This is a genomic window from Burkholderia sp. LMG 13014, assembly GCF_905232215.1.
Classification (GTDB): Bacteria; Pseudomonadota; Gammaproteobacteria; order Burkholderiales; family Burkholderiaceae; genus Burkholderia.
The window spans coordinates 1-14,218 of sequence record NZ_CAJNKE010000019.1; the positions used below are offsets into that span (position 1 = coordinate 1).

Here is a 14,218-nt window from a genome sequence, read left to right on the forward strand (position 1 = left end):
GTGCGCGACCGCGACGTACGCATCCTCGCGGAAGCGATGCAGCGCCGCCAATGCGTCCGCGCCGTCCTGTCGCGCATGGCGCAGAAGCCGCGCCAGATCGGCCGGCGCCAGCAGCCCTGATTGCTCCGCCCACGCATGCACGGCCGGCCAGTCGACGAGCTTGTCCGCGTCGCGCGTCTTGCCCGTGTCGGCCACCGTATTGAGGAAGTCGAGCGCCGGATGGCCGCCGACGAAATCGGCCGCGCTCCATTCATGCGCGGCTCGCGCGGGCTCGTATCGAGTAACCATTTAATTTCACCTATCGGTTTCATGCCCGGACAATCCGGAGTAACCTGTTAACAGCCAAAACAGGTTAGCACGGAGACGCCGATGCTCGAACTCCCCAACCGCTTCATGTTCGAAGGCCACCGGATTGCCTGGGGCACGCTCGGCGAAGGCCCGCCGCTCGTGCTCGTGCACGGCACGCCGTTTTCGTCGCAGGTGTGGCGCCGGATCGCGCCGTGGCTCGCGCGGCGTCATCGCGTGTTCTTCTATGACCTGCTCGGCTACGGTCAATCCGACATGCCGGACGCGGACGTATCGCTCGGCCGCCAGAACGTGCTGTTCGGCGCGATGCTCGACGAGTGGAACATTTCACGCCCGCGCGTGCTCGCGCACGACTACGGCGGCGCAACCGTGCTGCGCGCGCACTTCCTCGACGGCGTCGCCTATGCGGACCTCACGCTCGTGAATCCGGTCGCGATCGCGCCGCAGGGTTCGCCGTTCGTGCGCCACGTCGCGCAGCACGAAGCCGCCTTCACCGGATTGCCCGCGTATGCGCATCACGCACTCGTGACGGCTTATCTCGGCAATGCGGTCGCCCGGCCGCTGAGCGACGACGCGCTGTCGATCTACCGCGCGCCGTGGCTCACACCCGACGGTCAGGCCGCGTTCTATCGCCAGATCGCGCAGATGCGCCAGCGCTACATCGAGGAAGCCGAGGCGCGTTACGCGCCACCGGACTTTCCGGTGCGCATCGTGTGGGGCGAGGACGATGCGTGGATTCCGCTCGAACAGGGGCAGGCGCTGGCCAATCGCATCGCGAACGGCCAGCTGATCAGGGTGCCGCGTGCGGGCCACCTGGTGCAGGAAGATGCGCCGGAGGCGATCGTCGCGGCGGTGCTCGACGGATCAGCGCACGGTTGACGCCACCGGTGCCGCTTGTCGCGTGTCGCGTCAGAACACCGGCACGCCCTGCGCGAGCGTCGAGATGAACTTCGCGGTGCGCGGATCGCGCGGGTCGCCGAACAGGTCGCGCGACGCACCAGCCTCGACCACGCGTCCTTCCGCGAGAAACACCGCGTCGTGCGCGATCGACGCGGCCAGGCGCAGGTCGTGCGTCGCCATCAGCATCGTCGTGCCTTCGCGCGCGAGCTGGCGCAGCACCTCGACCACTTCGACGGACAGCTCCGGATCGAGCGCCGACGTCGGTTCATCGCACAACAGCACCTGCGGCGACGGTGCAAGCGCACGCGCAATCGCGACGCGTTGCTGCTGGCCGCCTGACAGCGTGCCGGGCCACGCGTCGGCCTTGTCCGCGATGCCGACCTTCTCGAGCAACGCGAGCGCGCGTTCGCGGGCCCGTTCGCGCGGCCAGCGCTGCACGGTGACGAGCCCTTCCATCACGTTCTGCACGACGCTCAGGTGCGGAAACAGCTGGAAGTTCTGGAACACCATCCCGGTCTGTCGGCGCACCGCTAACACGGCGTCGTGCGCCGGCCGGTGCGCCGGCGAGAAGTCGATGCGTGCGTCACCGACCGTCAGCGTGCCCGCCTCGGGCACTTCGAGCAGGTTCACGCACCGCAGCAGCGTGCTCTTGCCGCTGCCGGACGGCCCGATCAGCGCCGTCACGCTGCCAGGCTGCAATGCGAGGTCGATCCCGTGCAACACGCGATGCGTGCCGAACGACTTGTCGATGCGTTCGAGCCGGATCATCGCCACTCCGCCTGGAACAGCGCGTGACGGCCGAAGCGGGCTTCGAGGCGACGCTGCAGCGTGGACAGCACCGAGCTGAGCAGCAGATAGATCAGCGCGGCTTCCGTATAGAGAATCATCGGCTCGTAGGTCACGGCCGCGATCCGCTGCGCGGCCTGGAAGATCTCAGGCACAGTCAGCACGGCCGCGAGCGACGTGTCCTTCACGAGCGAAATGAACGAATTCGACAGCGCAGGCAGCGCGACGCGCGCGGCCTGCGGCAGGATCGCGCGGCGCAGCGCCTGCGGGCGCGTCATCGCCATCGAGTACGCGGCTTCCCATTGCCCCTTCGGAATCGATTCGATCACGCCGCGGATCACCTCGGCGTTGTACGCGCCGACGTTCAGCGAGAAGCCGATCACGGCGGCCGTCAGCGGATCGAGCACGATGCCGACGCTCGGCAAGCCGTAGAAGATCACGAACAGTTGCACGAGCAGCGGCGAACCGCGAAACAGCCAGATGTAGAAACGCACGGCGGCCTGCGCCCAGCGCGGCCCGAACAGCCTCGTGAGCGCCGCGCCGAATGCGAGCAGCAGGCCGATCGCGAACGACGCGAGCGTGAGCGGCACCGTGAACACGAGCCCCGCGACGAGCAGGGGGCGCAGCGATTCCGCCATCAGGTGAAGCCAGGCCGGCATCGTTCAACCTCGCGTCACGGCTGCGACACGTCGCGGCCGAAATACTTCTGCGAGATCTTCGCGTAGGTGCCGTCGGCCTTGATGTCCGCGAGCGCCTTGTCGATCGCGGCCACCAGCGCGGGGCTGCCCTTGCGCAGCAGCACGCCCGATGTGTCGCTGGCGCCGCCCGTGTCGGTCGCCGCGATCTTCAGTTTCGCGTCCGGCTTGTGCTTGCGGAAGTCGAGGTACGACAGCGAATCGTTGATCGTCGCGTCGACGCGCCCCGAGCTCAGCAGGTCGATCGATTCGTTGAAGCCCTGCACGGGCACGACGTCCGCGCCGTGCGCGGCCGCGAGCTTGCCGAAATTGCTGGTCAGCGTGTTCGCGGATTTCTTGCCCTTGAGATCGTCGAACGAGCGGATCGTCGTGTTGTCCGCGCACACGATCAGCACCGCGCGCGACGTGATGTACGGCGTCGAGAAATCGTATTTCGCCTTGCGCGCGTCGGTAATCGACACCTCGTTGACGACCGCGTCGTAGCGGTTCACGTCGAGGCCCGCGATCAGCCCGTCCCACTTGCCTTCGACGAACTGCGGCTTCACGCCGAGACGCTGCGCGATCGCGGTCGCGATGTCGACGTCGAAGCCCGTCAGCTTGCCGGTTTCGTCGTGGTACGTGAACGGCGCGTAGGTCCCTTCGGTGCCGACCCGGAACACGCCGGACGACTTGATCTGCGACAGGTCGTCGGCAGCCAGTGCGCTCGTGACCGCAACGGCCTGAAGCATGGCGACGACCAGGATGGAGCGGAGGATTTTCATGGTGCGGACCCCGAATGATTGGAGGGAATGATCCCGCGGCACGTGCATGCCGTTCGAGAGGTCCGCGAATTCTACCGACGCGTCGAAGCGCGGCAAAAACGCAAATCGGCTATCGATATGAGCCGATCGAATAACGCGCGCACCGGCCACGAAACCGGTGCGCGCGCCTTACACGCCACTTACCACGGCAGCGAATACGTCTTCGTATTCGTGAAGCTCTTCATCGCTTCCTGCACGCCTTCCTTGTACCCCAGCCCCGAATCCTTCACGCCGCCGAACGGCGTCAGTTCGAGCCGGTAGCCCGGCACTTCGCGCACGTTCACGCTGCCGACTTCCAGCTCGGTGATGAAGCGCGTGATGCTGTCGAAGCGATTCGTGCAGACCGACGACGACAGCGCATAGTCGGTGCTGTTCGACATCCGGATCGCTTCGTCGATGTCGCGGAAACGCATGATCGGCGATACCGGGCCGAAGGTTTCGTATTTCACGAGCGGCATGTCGGGCGTCACGCGATCGATCACCGTAGGCGAATATAGCGCGCCGTTTCGAACGTTGCCGACCAGCAGCCGCGCACCGCGCGCGATCGCGTCATTCACCTGCTGCTCGCAGAACTTCGCGGCCGCCTCGTCGATCACCGTGCCCATGTCGACCGACGGATCGGCCGGATTGCCGTATGACCATGCGCGCGTTTTCTCGACTACCAGCTCCGTGAATCGATCGGCTACCGACTCGTGCACGAGCATCCGCTTGATCGCAGTGCAACGCTGCCCCGAGTTTTTATACGAACCCGACACCGCGAGCGTGCTCGCTTCGTCGAGATCGGCGTCTTCCATCACGATGATCGGATCGTTGCCGCCGAGCTCGAGCACCGCGCGCCGGTAGCCCATCCGCGACGCGATCGACTTGCCGATCGATACGCCGCCGGTGAACGTGATGAGATCGATCGCCGGGTTCGTGATCAGCTCGTCGGCGATCTCCTTCGGGTCGCCGGTGAGCACTTGCAGCATCTGCGGCGGCAGGCCCGCTTCGTACAGGATGTCCGCGAACAGGTAGCACGACAGCGGTACCTTCTCAGACGGCTTCACGACGATCCGGTTGTTGGTCGCGACCGACGGCACGATCTTGTGCGCGACCTGGTTCATCGGGTGGTTGAACGGCGTGATTGCCGAGATCACGCCGAGCAGCGGGTCGCGCTGCGTGTACACGCGGCGCTTCTTGCCGTGCGGTGTCAGGTCGCACGAGAAGATCTGCCCGTCGTCCTTCAGCACTTCACCGGCGCCGAATGTCAGCACGTCGGCAACACGGCCCGCTTCATACGTCGAATCCTTGATGCACAACCCTGCCTCGGCCGTGATCAGCGCTGCAATCTCGGCAGTGCGCGAGCGCACGATGTCGGCTGCGCGGCGCAGGATCGCCGCGCGATCGTGGCGCGTAAGCGTCGGCCGGTAGGCACGCGCAGCCGCAAACGCGCGCCGCACATCGTCCAGCGTCGCCTTCGGCACGGTGCCGACCAGCGAGCCGTCGTACGGGTTGCGCACTTCGATTACCGCGTCCCGATGAATCCGTTCGCCGTCGATTCGCAGTGCTTCGCGACGAATCTCGCGGACGTCCGTCGATGCTGCAATGGCGTTCATGAGTGTGTCCCCTTACGGATGCGTGCGCATCACTGCAGATGGTTGAGCGCGATGTCGATGATGTCGAAGTTGCGCAGCCGCGCGCGGCCCGAGACGTCGCCCGCGACCGGCTTGCTGAAGATCAGCGGCACGATCTGCTCGGAGATCCCGCCGTGCGAGCGCAGCGGCACGTCGAGGCCCGACAGGTCGTGCTTGATGCGGCGCGTGCCGAGCACGACGTCCTGCTTCGAGATCACGATCAGGTCGCCCATGCGCGCCGGCGGCAGCTCGAAGCGCGCGCAGCCTTCGGCTCCCGTCAGCACGACCTCGATACCGTCGACCGCGGCGAGCCGTGCGCGCAGCGCCTCGGCATCGGCCGTCGCCGGCACGTAGACGGTCGCGAACGAACCCAGCGCGCCGTGGTGCACGACGTACGGATCGGTGATCGGCAGGATCACGCGCGCCGCATCCTCGCCGAGCCACTCGTCGAACAGCTCCTGCAGGTAGATCACGTTCGGTTCGCCGGTTTCGTCGTCGTGCTTCGCGTTCATCCCGTGATCGGCCGTGATCGCGACGATCGCGCCGAGCTCGTCGAGGCGCTGCAGGTACTTGTCCATCATCGCGTAGAACGCGTTCGCGCCTTCCGTGCCGGGCGCGCACTTGTGCTGCACGTAGTCGGTCGTCGACAGGTACATCAGGTCGATCGGACGCGTCTCGAGCAGGCGCACGCCGGCCGCGAACACGAATTCGGACAGATCCGCGCTGTACACGCTCGGCACCGGCTTGCCGACCAGCTCGAGCACGTTGTCGATGCCGTTTTCCTCGATGCTCGCCTCGTCGGCCTTTTCCGACGAGAAGCAGATGCCCTTCAGCCCCTTGCCGAGCAGGCGGCGCAGCTTGTCCTTCGCGGTGACGACCGCGACCTTCGCGCCGTGCTCCGCGAAGGTCGCGAGCACGGTGGGCGCGACCAGGTACTTCGGATCGTTCATCAGCACTTCGGCGCCGGTGTCGCGATCGTAGAAGTAGTTGCCGCTTATCCCATGCACCGCCGGCGGCACGCCCGTCACGATCGACAGGTTGTTCGGGTTCGTGAAGCTCGGCACCACGCACTCGCCCTTGAGCGCCGTGCCCGGCTTCAGCAGCGTGCGCAGGAACGGCGCGACGCCGGCTTCGGCCGCTTCTTCGAGGTATTCGTATGCGCAGCCATCGACGCAGACGACCACCACGGGCCGGCTCATCCAGTTGTAGCGGCGGCCGTTCACTTCCACGGATACAGGCGTTTCATTCATGACGTTCATTCCTTTCAGGTCGAAGGGTAGAGCCGTCGGCGCCCGCGTCGCGCCGAAGGGAGGTGTTTTCCATGCTTGACATTAAAATTGATGATTTGTAGATTGTCAACAACATGCAGAGAACAGAAAGCAAAACAACGTAGCAGCAAGAGGGCTGGTCTCCACTCATCCGCCGCGTGCCGCGGCGCCACAGTCAAGGGGTCTGAAGATGAACGAAGTGCCGGTAAACAAGCGTTTGAACGCATGGGCGGCGGGTGCGGCCCGCTTCGCACTGGCCGCGGCGGTCGCGCTCGGCGCGGTGCAGGCGGCGCACGCGAAGACGTCGCTGCTCGTCTATACCGCGCTGGAAGACGAGGCGATGAAGCCCTACAAGGACGCCTTCGAGAAAGCGAACCCCGATATCGAGATCCGCTGGGTGCGCGACTCGACCGGCTCGGTCACCGCGAAGCTGCTCGCGGAGAAGAACAACCCGCGCGCGGACGTCGTGCTCGGCCTCGCCGCGTCGAGCCTCACGCTGCTCGACCTGCAGGGCATGCTGATGCCGTACACGCCGAAGGACTTCGACCAGCTCACGCGCAAGTACAGCGACGCAAACACGCCGCCGCACTGGGTCGGCATGGACGTGTGGGGCGCGACGATCTGCTACAACCGCGTCGCCGCGCAGGCGAAGGGCATTCCGAAGCCGACGTCGTGGGAGGACCTGACGAAGCCCGTCTATAAAGGCGCGATCGTGATGCCGAGCCCGGTTTCATCCGGCACCGGCTACCTCGACGTGACCGCGTGGCTGCAGACCTTCGGCGACGACCGCGGCTGGAAATTCATGGACGCGCTCGACAAGAACGTCGCGCAATACGTGCACTCGGGCTCGAAGCCCTGCACGCTCGCCGGCACCGGCGAATTCCCGATCGGCATCTCGTTCGAGTTCCGCGGCCACGAACTGCAGTCGCAGGACGCGCCGATCGATCTCGTGTTCCCGAAGGAAGGGCTCGGCTGGGACATGGAAGGCACGGCGATCATGAAGACGACGAAGCAGCCCGATGCCGCGAAGAAGCTGGCCGACTTCATGGCGAGCAAGGATGCGAACCAGATCACCGCGCGCTGGTGGGCGATCGTCGCGTACCCGGGCGTCGCCCGGAAGCTGGCCGGCATCCCCGACAACTACTCGGACCTGCTCGTGAAGAACGACTTCGTGTGGTCGGCGAAGAACCGCCAGTCGATCCTCGATACCTGGCAGAAGCGCTACGGCTCGAAAACGCAGCAGTAATGCCGCGACCGGCAGCGGGGCTGCGCCGCGCGCCGCCCCGCGCCACCCTTTCCGTCGTCGAATCCGGCCCCCGGGCCGCCCCAGCATGGAGGCGCGCATGGCACCTTATCTGAGCGTAGAACGCATCGAGAAGCGGTACAACGACACGCAGGTCCTGACCGACATCAACCTGAGCGTGATGAAGGGCGAAATGATCTGCTTCCTGGGGCCGTCCGGCTGCGGGAAGACCACGCTGCTGCGGATCATCGCAGGGCTCGAGACACAGAACGCCGGCCACATCATGCAGGACGGCCGCGACATCTCGCGGCTGCCGCCGCAACTGCGCGACTACGGGATAGTGTTCCAGTCGTACGCGCTGTTCCCGAACCTCACCGTGTACGACAACGTCGCGTACGGGCTCGTGAACCGCAAGATGAAGCGCGACGCGATCCACGAACGCGTGCACACGCTGCTCGCACTCGTCGGCCTGCCCGACAGCCATCGCAAGCATCCGGGCCAGCTGTCCGGCGGCCAGCAGCAGCGCATCGCGCTGGCCCGCGCGCTCGCGACCTCCCCCGGCCTGCTGCTGCTCGACGAGCCGCTGTCGGCGCTCGACGCACGGGTGCGCGTGCGGCTGCGCCAGGAGATCCGCGCGCTGCAGCAGGGGCTCGGCGTGACGACGATCATGGTCACGCACGACCAGGAAGAAGCGCTGTCGATGGCAGACCGCATCGTCGTGATGAACCACGGCGTGATCGAGCAGATCGGCACGCCGCTCGAAATCTACCGGCAGCCCGCGTCGCCGTTCGTCGCGGACTTCATCGGCCGCGTCAACACGATTCCCGCCGAAGTCGCGCAGGACGGCACGCTGCGCGCGGGCGCGGTCGGCCTCGACTGCCGCCATGGCACGACCCGCCCGGCACAGGGCGCGGCGGTGTCGGTGTACGTGCGGCCTGAAGACCTGCGCATCTGCGTGCCGGGCCAAACGGCCGACAACGTGCTGGCCGGCCGCGTCGAGAAGCTCGAGTTCCTCGGCGCGTTCTGCCGCGTGAGCTTCCGGATCGACGGGCTCGACGGCCAGGAGATCGTTGCCGACCTGTCGTATCACGACGTCGACCGCACCGGCGTGCAGGCCGGCGCACGGATCGACCTCGCGCTCGATCGCGAGCATGTGCGCGTGTTCCCGAGCGCGAAGGAGCGACTGCAATGAGCACCGTCCTGACCGAGCGCCGCCGCGGCGCCTCCGCCCCCGCCGACGTGCGGCAGATCACGCACTGGCACGACCGCATCGCACAGCTCGCGCTCGTCGCGATGGCCGCGCTGATGTCGATGTTCCTGCTGCTGCCGCTCGCGCTCGTCGTGCAGAAATGCTTCGTCGATGCGGACGGGCGTTTCGTCGGCGCGCACAACTTCATCGAGTATCTCGAGGACAGCGGCGTACTGCGCTCGATGCTGCATTCGCTGACGGTCGGCGCACTCGTCACGTCGATCGTCGTGCCGATGGCGTTCACGTTCGCGTATGCGCTGACCCGCTCGTGCATGCCGTTCAAGAACGCCGCGCGTACCGTCGCGCTGCTGCCGCTGCTCGCGCCGACGCTGTTGTCCGCGGTGTCGTTCATCTACTGGTTCGGCAACGCGGGGCTGCTGAAGCCGCTGCTGCACGGCCATTCGATCTACGGGCTGCCGGGCATCGTGCTGAGCATGGTGTACGCGTCGTTCCCGCACGTGCTGATGATCCTCGTCACCGCACTGTCGCTTGCCGACGGCCGGCTCTACGAGGCCGCCGATGCGATGGGCACGAGCCGCACGCGCAAGTTCTTCACGATCACGCTGCCGGGTGCGAAGTACGGGCTGATCAGCGCGACGATGGTGGCGTTCACGATGTGCATCAACGACTTCGGCGTGCCGGTCGTGATCGGCGGTTCGTATAACGTACTGTCGACCGACATCTACAAGCTGATCATCGGCCTGCAGGACTTCAACCGCAGCGCGGTCGTGAGCCTGATGCTGCTGTGCCCGGCCCTCGTCGCATTCGGCGTCGACTTCTTCATTCGCCGCCGCCAGCAATCGCAGCTCGGCGCACGCTCGACGCCCTACCAGCCGAAGCCGTCGCGCGGCTTCGACGCCGCGATGCTCGCTTACTGCGGCGTCGTATGCGCGTTCTTCATCGCGGTGGTCGGCATCTCGGTGTTCGCGTCGTTCGTGAAGTTCTGGCCGTACCAGATGAGCCTCGGGCTGCAGCACTACAAGATGGGGCTGATCGGCGCCGGTATCTTCGACGCGTACAAGAACAGCCTGCGGATGGCCGCGACGGTGGCGCTCGGCGGCACGATCGTCGTGTTCGGCGGCGCATACCTGATCGAGAAGACGCGCGGCGCGCGCTGGCTGCGCGGCTTCATCGCCCTGTGCGCGATCCTGCCGATGGGTGTGCCGGGGCTCGTGCTCGGCATCAGCTACATCTTCCTGTTCAACGCGCCCGGCAATCCGCTGAACGGGCTGTACGGCTCGCTGTGGCTGCTCGCGATCGTCACGGTGGTGCACTACTACGCATCGAGCCACCTGACCGCGGTCACCGCGCTCCGGCAGATCGACAGCGAGTTCGAGGCCGTGTCCGCGTCGCTGAAGGTGCCGTTCTACAAGACCTTCCTGCGCGTAACCGTGCCCGTGTGCCTGCCCGCGATCCTGCTGATCGCGCGCTACCTGTTCGTCAACGGGATGACGACGGTCTCGGCCGTCGCGTTCCTCTACTCGCCCGACACGCAGCCCGCGTCGGTCGCGATCCTGAACCTCGACGACGCGGGCCAGATGGGCCCGGCCGCCGCGATGGCCACGCTCGTGCTCGCGACGTCGTCGTTCGCGTGCGTGCTGTTCGCCTGCATCTCGCATCGACTGTTGCGCCGTACGCAGGCCTGGCGCAACCCGCATCGCCATTGATTCTTTGACCGTATTCACGTGACGTCCCGACTTCATCAAGGAGACACCATGACGCTCGCCGCCCAGCCCATCCTGCTCACCCCAGGCCCCCTGACGACCTCCGACACCACGCGCGACGCGATGCTGCGCGACTGGGGATCGTGGGACAGCGACTTCAACGCGATCACCGCGCGGCTGCGCGAACGCCTGCTGCAGATCGTGCACGGCGAAGGCACGCACGAATGCGTGCCGCTGCAAGGCAGCGGCACGTTCTCGGTCGAAGCGGCCGTCGGCACGCTCGTACCGCGCGACGGCCACGTGCTCGTGCCGAACAATGGCGCGTACTGCCAGCGCATCGCGAAGATCTGCCGCGTGCTCGGCCGCAAGCTGACGACGATCGACTACCGCGAGGATCGCCGCGTCGATCCGGCCGACGTCGAGCGCGCGCTCGCCGCCGATCCGACCATCACCCACGTCGCGCTCGTGCACTGCGAAACGGGCGCCGGCGTGCTGAACCCGTTGCACGACATCGCACAGGTCGTCGCGAAGCACGGCCGCGCGCTGATCGTCGATGCGATGAGCTCGTTCGGCGCGATCGACATCGACGCACGCACGACGCCGTTCGACGCGGTGATCGCCGCATCCGGCAAATGCCTCGAAGGCGTGCCGGGGCTCGGCTTCGTAATCGCGAAGCGCAGTGCGCTCGAACGCTGCGAAGGCAACAGCCACTCGCTCGCGATGGACCTGTACGACCAGTGGGTCTACATGCAGCGCACGACGCAGTGGCGCTTCACGCCGCCGACGCACGTGGTCGCGGCCCTCGACGCAGCCGTCGCGCAATACGTCGACGAAGGCGGGCTCGCCGCGCGCGGCGGCCGCTACCAGCGCAACTATCGCGCGCTGATCGACGGGATGCTCGCGCTCGGCTTCCGGCCGTTCCTCGATCCGGCGATCCAGGCGCCGATCATCGTCACGTTCCATGCGCCGGACGATCCGAACTACGACTTCAAGCGGTTCTATCAGGAGGTCAAGAAGCGCGGCTACATCCTGTATCCGGGCAAGCTGACCGAGGTCGAGACGTTCCGGGTCGGCTGCATCGGCCACTTCGGCGAAGCCGGCATCCCGGGCGCCGTCGCCGCGATCGCCGACACGCTGCGCGCGATGGGCGTGCGCCGCGTGTCGGCCGAAGCGGCCGCCTGACGTGACGCGATACGGCCTGACGTGAGGTACGCCGCCGCGTGCGCGTTCGCACGCGGCGGCCAGGTTTTCCGGGCCGTGCACGGCCCTGCCCCTTGACGACGAACCCTCCGATGCGACCCTTCTGGATCGAACAAGCGCTGTTCAACGACGGCGATCTCGCCCCCGCACTGCAAGGCTCGACGCAAGCCGACGTGTGCATCGTCGGCGGCGGCTTCACCGGGCTCTGGACCGCGATCCAGGCCAAGCAGCAGAACCCCGCGCTCGACATCGCGATCGTCGAGGCCGACCTGTGCGGTGCCGGCGCGAGCGGTCGCAACGGCGGTTGCCTGCTCACGTGGTCCGCAAAATTCCTGACGCTGCGGCGCCTGTTCGGCGAAGCCGAGGCGATCCGGCTCGTGAAGGCATCCGAAGCAGCCGTACAGCACATCGCCGATTTCTGCCGCGCGCACGACATCGATGCCGAGCTGCGGCTCGACGGCACGCTGTACACCGCGACGTCGCGCGCGCAGGTCGGCACGCTCGCGCCGGTACTCGACGCGCTCGCCGCGTGCGGCATCCACAGCTACGAGCCGCTACCGCCCGCCGAAGTCGCGCGCCGCTCCGGTTCCGCACGCAATCTCGACGGCGTCTACTCGCCGATCGCCGCGACCGTGCATCCCGGCAAGCTCGTGCGCGGGTTGCGCCGCGTCGCGCTCGCGATGGGCATCCGGATCTATGAACGCACGCCGATGCTCGACTTCACGCCCGGGCAGCCGGCCGTCGTGCGCACGCCGTCCGGCAGCGTGAGCGCGGGCAAGCTCGTGTTTGCGATCAACGCATGGATGGCGAGCCGCTTTCCGCAGTTCGAGCGCACGATCGCGGTCGTGTCGAGCGACATGGTCATCACCGAGAAATGCCCGGAACTGCTCGAGAGAACCGGGCTCGTGGACGGCGTGTCGGTGCTCGATTCGCGGATCTTCGTCTACTACTACCGCACCACCGCCGACGGGCGGCTGATGCTCGGCAAGGGCGGCAACACGTTCTCGTGGCGCAGCCGCATCGCGCCCGTGTTCGACCGGCGCTCGCCGTACGAGGCGCAGCTCACGCAAAGCCTGCGCGAATTCTTTCCGTCGCTCGCGGGCGTGCCGGTCACGGCGAGCTGGAACGGGCCGTCGGATCGCTCCGTCACCGGCTTCCCGTTCTTCGGCCGCCTCGACGACGCGCCGAACGTGTTCTACGGCTTCGGCTACTCGGGTAACGGCGTGGGGCCGACCTACATGGGCGGGCAGATCCTGTCGTCGCTCGTGCTCGGCCTCGACAACGCGTGGACGCGCAGCCCGATCGTGCGCGGCCCGCTTGGGGCGTTCCCGCCGGAGCCGATCCGCTATGTCGGCGCGCACGTCGTGCGCAATGCGATCCGCCGCAAGGAGCGCGCGGAGGACGAGAGCCGGCAGCCGGCAGTTGTCGACACGTGGCTCGCGAAATTCGCGAGCGCGGCGGGGAAAGCCGACAAGGCGTGACGATGCGTCGACCCGCGGGGCCTGCATGACCTGAAGACACAATGAAAAAGGGACGCTGCGAAGCGTCCCTTTGCTTTGTGCTGCGTGCGGCCACCCGCGCGGGTGGGCCAGGCACTTACGCGCGCACGGTCTTCTCCCGCGCCGCCTTGCCCGCCGCCGGCAGCCCCTGCTCATGCGTGCGGCGCATGCGCGCGAGGCCGTGCGAGACGTGCTCGCGCACGAGTGCCACGGCCTGTTCCTCGTCGCCGCCCGCGAGCGCCTGCACGATCTTGTCGTGCTCGGCGGCGGACACGGCGATCGCATCCTCCTCGGCCTCGATCGCGGCCTGGCGCAGCAGGCCGAGCTGGCGCACGAGCCGGCGGTAGGTATCGGTGAGATGCGTATTGCCGACGCCGACGACCATCGCGTCGTGGAACTGCACGTTCAGCTCGGTATAGCGCGTGACGTCGTGCGTCTTCGCTGCGTCCTTCATCGACTGGATGATGCCCTTCAGCACCTTCAGCGTGTCGGGCGAGATGCGCTTCGCCAGCGCGCGCGCGACCGATTCGTCGAGCATCGCGCGCACTTCGTAGATCTCCTCGGCCTCGCGCAGCGGCACGACGCGCACCGTCACGCCGCGGTTCTTCTCGTTGCGCAGCAGGCCGGCCTGTTCGAGCGCGCGGAACGCTTCGCGCACGGGGCCGCGCGACACGTTCAGCTTGGTCGCGATGTCGACTTCGTTGAGCTTCTCGCCGGGCGCGTATTCGCCTGAGACGATCGCGCGCTCGAGCATGTCCTGGACGATCATCGCGAGCGACTGGCTTTGCAGGAGTTCGATGGCGCTGAGCGCGTTCGGGGCAGTCATGGTCGGGCAGGCAGCGACGCTGCGGTAGAAAACGAGGGCGCCATATCGGCGAATGATCCTTATATACCCTCGGCCCGACACATTGTCAACAGTCTTCAGTTTCCAAAAACCAATTCCGCGTGCCGGAACGCAACCGAAACGCAGCCGGCAGGCGGCGGTCGCGCGGCGG

The 14,218-nt window shown here is 66.8% G+C and carries 13 protein-coding genes; 6 read left to right on the forward strand and 7 right to left on the reverse strand.

The features are described from left to right. On the reverse strand, positions 1 to 288 hold a 288-nt coding region (locus JYJ84_RS04745), incomplete at its 3' end, for an ABATE domain-containing protein (RefSeq protein WP_205189123.1). Positions 289 to 369: 81 nt separating this feature from the next. On the opposite strand from JYJ84_RS04745, the gene JYJ84_RS04750 reads away from it, so the two are divergent. Next, positions 370 to 1,185, forward strand: a complete 816-nt coding sequence (locus tag JYJ84_RS04750; RefSeq protein ID WP_175222399.1) for an alpha/beta fold hydrolase — start codon at positions 370 to 372, stop codon at positions 1,183 to 1,185. Positions 1,186 to 1,215: 30 nt separating this feature from the next. Here the strand turns inward: JYJ84_RS04750 and JYJ84_RS04755 are convergent, their stop codons facing one another. From JYJ84_RS04755 to phnA, 5 genes are all read right to left on the reverse strand, one after another. Beyond that, the gene (locus tag JYJ84_RS04755; RefSeq protein ID WP_175222398.1) at positions 1,216 to 1,974 is read right to left on the reverse strand and encodes an amino acid ABC transporter ATP-binding protein; all 759 of its coding nucleotides are present in this window, start codon (positions 1,972 to 1,974) and stop codon (positions 1,216 to 1,218) included. Continuing rightward, positions 1,971 to 2,651 (reverse strand): amino acid ABC transporter permease, encoded by a 681-nt coding sequence (locus JYJ84_RS04760; protein WP_175222397.1) that lies wholly within the window; start codon positions 2,649 to 2,651, stop codon positions 1,971 to 1,973. Before JYJ84_RS04760 ends, JYJ84_RS04755 begins: the two co-directional genes overlap by 4 nt. Positions 2,652 to 2,665: 14 nt before the next feature. Next, positions 2,666 to 3,448 carry an amino acid ABC transporter substrate-binding protein gene (locus JYJ84_RS04765; RefSeq protein WP_175222396.1) on the reverse strand — a complete coding sequence of 261 codons (783 nt, stop codon included), beginning with the start codon at positions 3,446 to 3,448 and terminating at the stop codon, positions 2,666 to 2,668. 179 nt (positions 3,449 to 3,627) lie between these two features. After that, positions 3,628 to 5,082: a phosphonoacetaldehyde dehydrogenase gene (phnY, locus tag JYJ84_RS04770; protein WP_175047416.1), complete on the reverse strand. Its 1,455-nt coding sequence runs from the start codon at positions 5,080 to 5,082 to the stop codon at positions 3,628 to 3,630. 29 nt (positions 5,083 to 5,111) lie between these two features. After that, positions 5,112 to 6,350: a phosphonoacetate hydrolase gene (gene phnA, locus JYJ84_RS04775; protein ID WP_175222395.1), complete on the reverse strand. Its 1,239-nt coding sequence runs from the start codon at positions 6,348 to 6,350 to the stop codon at positions 5,112 to 5,114. A gap of 208 nt (positions 6,351 to 6,558) precedes the next feature. Here phnA and JYJ84_RS04780 point away from each other — a divergent pair, with 208 nt between their 5' ends. The 5 genes from JYJ84_RS04780 (at position 6,559) to JYJ84_RS04800 (ending at position 13,205) form a co-directional block, all read left to right on the forward strand. Further along, on the forward strand, positions 6,559 to 7,614 hold the full coding sequence (locus tag JYJ84_RS04780) for a putative 2-aminoethylphosphonate ABC transporter substrate-binding protein (protein WP_175222394.1): 1,056 nt from the start codon (positions 6,559 to 6,561) through the stop codon (positions 7,612 to 7,614). A gap of 97 nt (positions 7,615 to 7,711) precedes the next feature. After that, on the forward strand, positions 7,712 to 8,803 hold the full coding sequence (locus JYJ84_RS04785) for a putative 2-aminoethylphosphonate ABC transporter ATP-binding protein (RefSeq protein WP_122946800.1): 1,092 nt from the start codon (positions 7,712 to 7,714) through the stop codon (positions 8,801 to 8,803). Then, positions 8,800 to 10,527: a putative 2-aminoethylphosphonate ABC transporter permease subunit gene (locus JYJ84_RS04790; RefSeq protein ID WP_122946550.1), complete on the forward strand. Its 1,728-nt coding sequence runs from the start codon at positions 8,800 to 8,802 to the stop codon at positions 10,525 to 10,527. Before JYJ84_RS04785 ends, JYJ84_RS04790 begins: the two co-directional genes overlap by 4 nt. Before the next feature lie 48 nt (positions 10,528 to 10,575). Next, positions 10,576 to 11,706: a 2-aminoethylphosphonate--pyruvate transaminase gene (locus tag JYJ84_RS04795; protein WP_122946551.1), complete on the forward strand. Its 1,131-nt coding sequence runs from the start codon at positions 10,576 to 10,578 to the stop codon at positions 11,704 to 11,706. A gap of 110 nt (positions 11,707 to 11,816) precedes the next feature. After that, a complete protein-coding gene (locus JYJ84_RS04800; protein WP_122946801.1) occupies positions 11,817 to 13,205 on the forward strand; it encodes an FAD-dependent oxidoreductase in 1,389 nt (462 codons plus the stop codon). 115 nt (positions 13,206 to 13,320) lie between these two features. On the opposite strand, the gene JYJ84_RS04805 is transcribed toward JYJ84_RS04800, so the two are convergent. Continuing rightward, complete coding sequence (locus tag JYJ84_RS04805) at positions 13,321 to 14,049, reverse strand: phosphonate utilization associated transcriptional regulator (protein ID WP_122946552.1); 729 nt, start codon at positions 14,047 to 14,049, stop codon at positions 13,321 to 13,323. Between the last annotated feature and the right edge of the window lie 169 nt (positions 14,050 to 14,218).